The sequence below is a fragment of the Streptomyces coryli genome (genome assembly GCF_011044975.1).
Classification (GTDB): domain Bacteria; phylum Actinomycetota; class Actinomycetes; order Streptomycetales; family Streptomycetaceae; genus Streptomyces; species Streptomyces coryli.
This window is the reverse complement of the sequence record NZ_JAAKZV010000071.1, coordinates 25,737-33,176: the sequence shown is the minus strand read 5'-3', so window position 1 is coordinate 33,176 and position 7,440 is coordinate 25,737. Positions and strand designations below refer to the sequence as shown.

10 protein-coding genes are annotated in these 7,440 nt (G+C 72.6%); 4 read left to right on the top strand and 6 right to left on the bottom strand.

Annotated elements, in window-relative coordinates; genetic code table 11:
- Together G5C51_RS17875 and G5C51_RS17870 are read right to left on the bottom strand one after the other, a co-directional pair.
- The coding region (locus G5C51_RS17875) for a DNA glycosylase AlkZ-like family protein (RefSeq protein ID WP_165238504.1) at positions 1-781 on the bottom strand (781 nt) is incomplete at its 3' end.
- A 30-nt stretch (positions 782-811) separates the two neighbouring features.
- On the bottom strand, positions 812-1,408 hold the full coding sequence (locus tag G5C51_RS17870) for a Uma2 family endonuclease (RefSeq protein WP_338118192.1): 597 nt from the start codon (positions 1,406-1,408) through the stop codon (positions 812-814).
- Between the two features lie 144 nt (positions 1,409-1,552).
- On the opposite strand from G5C51_RS17870, the gene G5C51_RS17865 reads away from it, so the two are divergent.
- Positions 1,553-2,053, top strand: coding sequence for a hypothetical protein (locus G5C51_RS17865; protein WP_165238502.1), 501 nt, complete (start codon positions 1,553-1,555; stop codon positions 2,051-2,053).
- Here G5C51_RS17865 and G5C51_RS17860 read toward each other — a convergent pair.
- Positions 2,040-2,720: a pentapeptide repeat-containing protein gene (locus tag G5C51_RS17860; RefSeq protein ID WP_165238500.1), complete on the bottom strand. Its 681-nt coding sequence runs from the start codon at positions 2,718-2,720 to the stop codon at positions 2,040-2,042. The genes G5C51_RS17865 and G5C51_RS17860 overlap by 14 nt on opposite strands.
- A gap of 128 nt (positions 2,721-2,848) precedes the next feature.
- Between G5C51_RS17860 and G5C51_RS17855 the strand changes: the two genes are divergently transcribed.
- A complete protein-coding gene (locus tag G5C51_RS17855) occupies positions 2,849-3,835 on the top strand; it encodes a zinc-binding dehydrogenase (RefSeq protein WP_165238498.1) in 987 nt (328 codons plus the stop codon).
- A 17-nt stretch (positions 3,836-3,852) separates the two neighbouring features.
- Here the strand turns inward: G5C51_RS17855 and G5C51_RS17850 are convergent, their stop codons facing one another.
- Positions 3,853-4,554, bottom strand: coding sequence for an HAD family hydrolase (locus G5C51_RS17850; RefSeq protein ID WP_165238496.1), 702 nt, complete (start codon positions 4,552-4,554; stop codon positions 3,853-3,855).
- Between the two features lie 90 nt (positions 4,555-4,644).
- On the opposite strand from G5C51_RS17850, the gene G5C51_RS17845 reads away from it, so the two are divergent.
- Positions 4,645-5,274: a PepSY domain-containing protein gene (locus G5C51_RS17845; RefSeq protein WP_165238494.1), complete on the top strand. Its 630-nt coding sequence runs from the start codon at positions 4,645-4,647 to the stop codon at positions 5,272-5,274.
- Positions 5,275-5,340: 66 nt separating this feature from the next.
- Here the strand turns inward: G5C51_RS17845 and G5C51_RS17840 are convergent, their stop codons facing one another.
- On the bottom strand, positions 5,341-5,967 hold the full coding sequence (locus tag G5C51_RS17840; RefSeq protein WP_165238492.1) for a LysE/ArgO family amino acid transporter: 627 nt from the start codon (positions 5,965-5,967) through the stop codon (positions 5,341-5,343).
- A gap of 69 nt (positions 5,968-6,036) precedes the next feature.
- Here G5C51_RS17840 and G5C51_RS17835 point away from each other — a divergent pair, with 69 nt between their 5' ends.
- Positions 6,037-6,951 carry a LysR family transcriptional regulator ArgP gene (locus G5C51_RS17835; protein ID WP_165238508.1) on the top strand — a complete coding sequence of 305 codons (915 nt, stop codon included), beginning with the start codon at positions 6,037-6,039 and terminating at the stop codon, positions 6,949-6,951.
- Here G5C51_RS17835 and G5C51_RS17830 read toward each other — a convergent pair.
- Positions 6,948-7,427 (bottom strand): poly-gamma-glutamate biosynthesis protein PgsC/CapC, encoded by a 480-nt coding sequence (locus G5C51_RS17830; protein WP_165238490.1) that lies wholly within the window; start codon positions 7,425-7,427, stop codon positions 6,948-6,950. The two genes, G5C51_RS17835 and G5C51_RS17830, sit on opposite strands and share 4 nt — an antisense overlap.
- Between the last annotated feature and the right edge of the window lie 13 nt (positions 7,428-7,440).

Sequence of the window (7,440 nt, the reverse complement as noted above, 5' to 3'; positions counted from 1 at the left end):
CACCCTCCCCCTCCACCGCTCCGATACGGCCCAGCGCACGCCGGGTGTCGGCGACCGTCCAGCCGGTCCACCACTTCAGGTCGTCGGTGCTCCCCGGCCCGTACGTGCCCAGCCACCGTCGCGCCACCTCCGCCTGCGCCGCGGCCGGGTCGAGCTCGGGCATCGGGGGCGCGATCGCGTACCGGAACTGGTTCGCCGACCAGCCGCCGAGCGGCCGGGTGCGGCGGATCCGCCCGTCCATGGCGAGCAGCCGCAGCACCGAGCCGCCGACCCGCAGCGTGGACTCGTAGGGCTTGCCGGGGGAGAGCACGATCGTCTCCTGCAACGCGGGCACGGCGTCGGTGACCTGGGCCGTCCCCGCGCCCTCGGCGCCGGCGTCGCGTACCACCGCGAGCGCGGCCTCCTCAGCGGCGGCCAGCCAGGCCGCGTCCCTGGCGGGGCCGGTGGCGGCCAGCTGCTTGAGCACCATCGCGCGCTCGCGGCGGGCGACGGTGCGGGTGGTGGAGTGGTGGAGGACGGGGACGAGTTCGGCGGGTACGGCCCAGAGCGTGCGCCGCATGGCGTGCATCCGGACCAGCGTGCGGTCCTCGTACAGCGCCCGCTCGACATCCGCCGGCGCGGGTTCGCGCAGCCGCGCGCGGGCGGAGAGCAGCACGGCGGAAGCATCGGTGGCATGCAGCGCCACGAGCGCCTCGGCGACATCCTCGGTACGGGCGGCGCGGGCGTCCGGGACGAGCAGGTGCCCACGGGCGAGCCGGGCGCGGCGGTGAGCGTCCTTCACGCGATCACCTTAGGCGCGCGGGCGAAGCCGTCAGAACTCGCTGGTGTCCAGCTCGAATCCGAGGGGGTGAGGAAGGACGATCGTCTTCGACATAGCGACGGTTGCTTCACGGGTGTACTGCCCGCTGGAGGGCTCCGAGTAGAGGCTGACCGCGTCGGCATCGCGATCCACGAGCAGATAGAACGGGATCTTGGCACGGGCGTAGCCGCGGAGTTTGGAGGACCGGTCGCTGGCGCCGGTGGAGCGGGAGGTGACCTCACCGACCAGCACGACCTCGGACGGATCGTGGTACTCCAGCTCGTCCATGTAGCTGCCGCGCGGGACGATGACGAGGTCAGGCACGACCTTGCCCGTCGGTGAGATTCCAGAAATCAGGAGTCCCAGCCCCGTGCGCGTGGTCCACCTCCTGTCCTTCCTGCGCTCCACTACCTGCTCGACCATGAGATTGACGATGCCTTCGTGCTCACCATTAGCGGGTGGGACCACGTGGATTTCCCCTTCGATCAATTCCACGCGCCACCCCTCCGGAGTTGCCGCGCTCAACGCTTCGAAGGCTTCGTCGATCGACGCGGCAGTGGACGAGTCAGCGGAATCACTCATCGAATGCTCGGGAACTGTCAGTGCCACGGCGGACCTCCTTCGTACGGAGCGACGCTTCCAGGGTAGGCCCCCGCCCGGAGAGTGATCAGGGACACGATCACCCGAACGGGTGTCCAGTGACGTTTCTGCACGTCAGGCCGCACTACCCCACCCCGTGCGACCATTCACAGCGTGCTCGACATCGGCTACTCCCTCTCCCGCCGCCACCCCGACCCCCCGCAGACCGACTACCGCTCCGCGGACGTCCGGGCGCTGCGGCACGATCTCTTCTGCGGGGACGTCTATCTCGCCGACACCGTCACCGACGACGAGATCGCGACCCCGCGCTGGGGCTGGGTGCCCGTGCTCGACTTCGCCTGGGCGCTGTGCGACATCGCCGAGCGGCTCGACCGGGACCCGCTCGGGAGTCGCGCGGCGCGGCCGCAGCGGGCCGAGCTGGACTTCACCGAGTCCACGGACCGGCTGCGTTTCGACCGGCGCTTCGGGAGCGTGGAAATCACCGCCGACTGGCAGGACGTCACCGAGCCGCCCCTGGTCGTACGGCACGAGGAACTGCGCCGCGAGGCGCGCGACTTCCTGCACGATCTGATCGAGGACCTCACCGACATGCACGACGGGCTCGGGGACAACCCCGTCGTCTGGGAGCTCCAGTCCCGCTTCACCCGGGCCTGACCGCCACCCCCACCTGCGCCGCGAAGGCCGGCGCCAGCGACAGCAGCTGCTCGGGGCTGATCACCGCCCCCGCCAGCCGGTCCACGCCCCGCGCGATGCCGAGCTCCGCGGACCGCCGCAGGTCCACGTCCCGCAGCACCGCGGCCGACAGGTCCGCGTCCGCGATCGTGCAGCCGTCGAAGGTCACCCGCGTCAGCTTCGCGCCCTGGAAGTCCGGCTCCACCAGCACGACATCCTCGAAGACGACATCCGTGAGCTGCGCGGCCCGCAGATTCAGAAAGTCGATCTTGCCGCCCCTGATCACCACCCGCTCCAGCACCGCGCCGTGCAGCTGCACCCCGCCGAGCCGCGCGTCCGTCACCTCGCAGTCGCGCAGCATCGCGCCCGAAAAGTCCGTGCCGACCCCGCGCACCTCCTCCAGCAGGCTGTCGATGAAGCGCGCCGACTCCAGCCGCGCCTCGTCGAGTCCGCAGCGGAAGAGCCCGCAGTCCATGAAGCGCGCGCCGCCGCCGTCCGCGCCCGCCAGGTCCAGGTCCGCGAGCCGGATCCCGTCGTAATCCCCGTCCGGCTCCAGGCCCGCTCCCTCGAGAGCGCGCAGGTCGGGCAGGTGCACCCGCGCCCGCCGCGGCGGCTTGAACTCCTTGTCCCGGGTCCCCGATGTCGTCATGCGCCCATCCTGGCGCAGGGGTCTGACAACGCCTCCTCGATACCTCCTCGATCCCCTCCGGAATCGGCTTGACCTCAACCTTGGTTCACCTTCAACGATGGGTCGTACCAACCGAGGAGGACACCACCATGCACGCCATCCGACTGCACGCCTTCGGCCCCGCCGAGAACCTCCGCTACGAGACCGCCGACGACCCCGCCCCGGCCCCCGGCCAGGTGCTCATCAGGGTCGCCGCCGCCGGCGTGCACCTCCTCGACACCGCCATCCGCGAGGGCAAGGAGAGCCCGTATCCGCTGCCGGAGCTGCCCACCATCCCGGGCCGCGAGATAGCCGGCACCGTCGACGAAGTCGGCGAGGGCGTCGACCGCGACTGGATCGGCCGCCGCGTCGTCGCCCACATCGGCCTGCGCCCCGGCGGCTACGCCGAGCTCGTCGCCACCGAGGCCGACCGGCTGCACGCGCTCCCCGACGGCGTCGGCGCCCCCGAGGCGGTCGCGATGATCGGCACCGGGCGTACCACGATGGCCTTCCTGCACTTCGCCGACCTCAAGCCCGACGACACGGTCGTCGTCACCGCGGCGGCGGGCGGCGTGGGATCGCTCCTGGTGCAGTACGCGAAGAACCTCGGCGCGTACGTCATCGGGCTGGCCGGCGGTCCGGAGAAGACCGCGCTGGTACGGGAGTTGGGCGCCGACATCGCCGCCGACTACCGCGCCCCCGACTGGGCGGACGGCGTCCGCGAGGCCCTCGGCTCCCGCCCCGCCACCGTCCTCCTCGACACCGTCGGCGGCGACGCCGCCCGCACCGCCGCCGGCCTGCTCGGCCGCGGCGGCCGCCACCTCGTGCTCGGCTGGTCGTCGGGCGCCCCGCTGGAATTCACCGAGGCGGAACTCGCCGAGCGCGGCATCACCACGCGCAACGTCCTCGGCCCCGGCTGGCTCGACAAGGTCGGCGGAGACAACCCGCTCCGGCGGATGGAGACAGCGGCCCTGGACGAGGCGGCGTCAGGCCGCCTCGTACCGCAGGTCCAGCTCTTCCCGCTCAAGGACGCGGCCGCCGCCCACCGGGCGCTGGAGAACCGGGGGACGACCGGCAAGGTCGTGCTGATCCCGTGAGCGGCAAGGGACCGCGCCTACCCGGGGCGCGGTCCCGACAGCACCCCCGCCAGCTCCCCGAGCCCGCCGATCCGCCGCAACTCCCGCGGCCCCGCGCCGCCCTCGCGGTCCAGCCACACCCCCATAAGACCGGCCGCGTCCGCCCCCGCCGCGTCCACATCCCAGCGGTCGCCGACATACGCCGTCTCCTCCGGCGGCACCCCCAGCGCCGCGCACGCCGCGTGGAAGGCCGCCGCGTCCGGCTTCGCGACGCCGAGCTCCTCCGAGCAGGCCAGCACCTCGAAGCGGTCGCGCAGGCCGACGGCGCGCAGCTTGCTGTCCTGCTGGTGGGTGGCGTTGTTGGAGAGCACGCCGTGGCGGTAGCGCCCGCGCAGGGAGTCGAGCGCCGGGCGTACGTCGGGGAAGGCGCGCCAGTGCCGCCGGTACGCCGCCAGATACCCGGCGAACCAGGCGTCCGCCTCCGCGTCCGTCATCCCCGGCAAATCCGCCAGCACCCGCGCCCGCTCCCGCCGCTGCGCCCGGAAGCTCAGCTCGCCCGCCAGATACCGCTCCACCCACTCCTCCGACACCGCGTGCCAGTGCCCGGCGGCGGCCTCCGGCGAGGCGTACCGCGCCAGCAGCCCCTCCGCCGCGAGGAATTCCAGCGCCCCCTGCCGCTCCGCGCCCGAGTGGTCGAAGAGCGTGTCGTCCACGTCCCAGAGCACGGCGCTGATCGTCATGCCCGCAGGCTATGCGCCCCGGCCCGCGGAAGGCACCGTTCGGCCTACTGAGGCGCGCGCTCCCGGCCCCCTGGCACCACCGTGGACTCCATGAACGCACACTCTTCTTCCGGTCGTACGGGCCGCGTCGCGGCCGCCGTACTGGGGGCCGCGGTACTCATCGGCGCGGCCGGCTACGGCGGCTACGCCGCGGGCGCCGCGAGCGAGAAATCCGCCGCCCCCGAACGCCCCGCCCACGCCCAGCACACCGCGCCCCGCCAGGCCGCCGTTGCCCAGACCCCCGACGTCAAGCTCCAGGACGCCGCCGCCACCGCGCTCAAGGAACAGGCCGGCATCGCCACCTCCGCCGATCTGGACAGCGGACGGGACGGCCTGGTCTGGGAGTTCGACGTGCTGGCGAAGGACGACAAGTGGCACAAGGTGGAGGTCGCCGCGGACAGCGGCAAGGTGGTCCGCAGCCGCGTCAAGGCCGCCGATGACGACGACGCCGCGGACGCCGCGCTGGCCAAGGACGCCGAGGTGACGCTGGTCGAGGCCGCCGACGCCGCGGAGAAGAAGGTCAGCGGCGGCACCGCGACCGCCGCCGACCTGGACGACGACTACAACGGCAAGCAGCGGGCCAGCTGGGACCTCGAGCTGCGCGGCAAGGACGGCGCCGAGCACGAGGTCGTCGTGGACGCCGCCACCGGCGACGTGCTGTCCGACAAGAAGGACGACTGACCCCGCGACTGACCTCTCTCATCAAAGGACGACTGCCCCCTCCCCCGTACGACCTGGCCCGTGCCCTCACAGGGTGCGGGCCAGCAGCATGCCGCCCAGCGTCAGCATCGTCGCCGCCACCGCCAGGTCCATCACCCGCCACGCCACCGGCCGCGCCAGCACCCCGCTCAGCAGCCGCCCGCCGTACCCGATGGCCGCGAACCAGACCAGGCTGCCCAGCATGGCTCCCGCGCCGAACACCCACCGCAGATCCCCCCGCTCCGCCGCGACCGAGCCGAGCAGCAGCACCGTGTCCAGGTAGACGTGCGGGTTCAGCCAGGTCAGCGCCAGGCAGGTGAGCACCGCGGTGCGTACGGACCCCGTCGCCGCGCCCTCCGCCGTGAGCCCCTGCGCCGCGGCCGGGCGCCAGGCGCGGCGGGCGGCCAGCGCCCCGTAACCGATCAGGAAGGCCCCGCCCGCCAGGCCGATCACCGTCATCGCGGTGGGCCAGGCGGTGACCACGGCGCCGAGCCCGGCCACCCCGAGGGCGATGAGGAGGGCGTCGGAGAGCGCGCAGATCCCGACTACCGCGAGCACCGCCTGGCGGCGCACGCCCTGGCGCAGGACGAAGGCGTTCTGGGCGCCGATGGCGATGATCAGGGAGAGGCCGGTGCCGAAGCCGGCGGCGGCCGCCGGGAGGAGTGCGCTGTTCATGCCTTCGACGTTATGGATCACCGTGCCATCAGTACAGCTAAAGTTTCTTACGTAGCATTAGCGCTCGTGATGAAAGACCTCCCCCCGGAACTGGTCCGCACCCTCCTCGCCGCCGTCGACGAGGGCACCTTCGACGCCGCCGCCGCGGCCCTGCACCTGACCCCGTCCGCGGTCAGCCAGCGCGTCAAGGCGCTCGAGCAGCGCACCGGCCGGGTGCTCCTGATGCGTACGAAACCGGTCCGGCCCACCGAGTCCGGCCAGGTGGTGGTGCGCTTCGCGCGGGCGCTGGCCGCGCTGGAGCAGGAGGCGCAGCTGGAGCTGGGGCTCTCGCCGGGCGACGCGGACAGCGTTCCGGCGGCCCGCCTGCCCATCGTGGTGAACGCCGACTCGCTGGCCACCTGGTTCCTGCCCGCGCTGACCCGGTTGCCGCAGGACCCGCCGGTCTGCTTCGAGCTGGTCCGCGAGGACGAGGGGCACTCCGCGACGCTGCTGCGCGAGGGCCGGGTGATGGCGGCCGTGACGTCCGCGGCGGAGCCGGTGGCGGGCTGCACGGTGCGGGCGCTGGGCCAGGAGCGGTATCTGCCGGTGGCGAGCCCGGAGTTCAAGCGGCGGCACTTCGCGTCGGGCCCGCTCTCGCGCCGGTTGCCGGAGGCGCCGGTGATGGTCTTCGACCGGCGCGACGAGCTGCAGGACCGGTTCGTACGCACCGTGACCAGGGGCAAGGCCGAGGCGAGCCCGCTGCGGCATTACGTACCCACGTCGGAGGGCTTCTGCGACGCGGTCGTCGCCGGTCTCGGCTGGGGCCTGGTCCCGGACATGCAGGTGGCCCCGCTGCTCGCCTCGGGTGCGCTGGTCAACCTGGCCCCCGGCAAACGTCTCGACGTCCCCCTCTACTGGCAGCAGTGGAAGCTGGACATCCCGGCACTCGCCCTGGTGGCGCAGGCGGTCACCGAGACGGCAGCCGTCTCCCTGCACCCCATCTAGGCGCTCGGCAGCGCGCCCAGCAGGCTCCCCACCGTGATCACCCCGTACGCGCTGAAGGTGACGATCCCGGTGGTCAGCAGCGTCGCCTTCGGCGGCTGCCGGATCAGCTGGTACGCGATCAGCCCGGGCACGATGTAGCCGAGCGTCTGGTCGGCGAAGAACATCGGGTACTGCTGCTGCATCAGCAGATACAGCGACGTCTGCAGCACCACCCCGCACAGCACCACCGCCGCGAACAGCCGCTTCCCGTAAAGGATCGCGAGCTGCTGCAGCACCTTGGAGGTGGCGTAGGTCAGGACCGTCACCCCGGCGACCATCAGCGCCATCCGCAGGTCCTGGTCCATGGTGAGGGCCAGCCAGCCCGGGGTGATCATGCCGCCGGGCGACAGGTTCGTCGCCAGATAGCAGACGAGGGACAGCAGCAGTCCCACCGCGATGCCGACGGCGGCGGTTTCCGGCGCGAGGACTACGGGCATCGGACGGGGCCTC

Excerpts from the sequence above, each read along its gene's own strand:
- G5C51_RS17860 (WP_165238500.1), bottom strand. The coding sequence starts at position 2,720 with ATGACGACATCGGGGACCCGGGACAAGGAGTTCAAGCCGCCGCGGCGG.
- G5C51_RS17855 (WP_165238498.1), top strand. The coding sequence starts at position 2,849 with ATGCACGCCATCCGACTGCACGCCTTCGGCCCCGCCGAGAACCTCCGC.
- G5C51_RS17850 (WP_165238496.1), bottom strand. The coding sequence starts at position 4,554 with ATGACGATCAGCGCCGTGCTCTGGGACGTGGACGACACGCTCTTCGAC.
- G5C51_RS17845 (WP_165238494.1), top strand. The coding sequence starts at position 4,645 with ATGAACGCACACTCTTCTTCCGGTCGTACGGGCCGCGTCGCGGCCGCC.
- G5C51_RS17840 (WP_165238492.1), bottom strand. The coding sequence starts at position 5,967 with ATGAACAGCGCACTCCTCCCGGCGGCCGCCGCCGGCTTCGGCACCGGC.
- G5C51_RS17835 (WP_165238508.1), top strand. The coding sequence starts at position 6,037 with ATGAAAGACCTCCCCCCGGAACTGGTCCGCACCCTCCTCGCCGCCGTC.
- G5C51_RS17830 (WP_165238490.1), bottom strand. The coding sequence starts at position 7,427 with ATGCCCGTAGTCCTCGCGCCGGAAACCGCCGCCGTCGGCATCGCGGTG.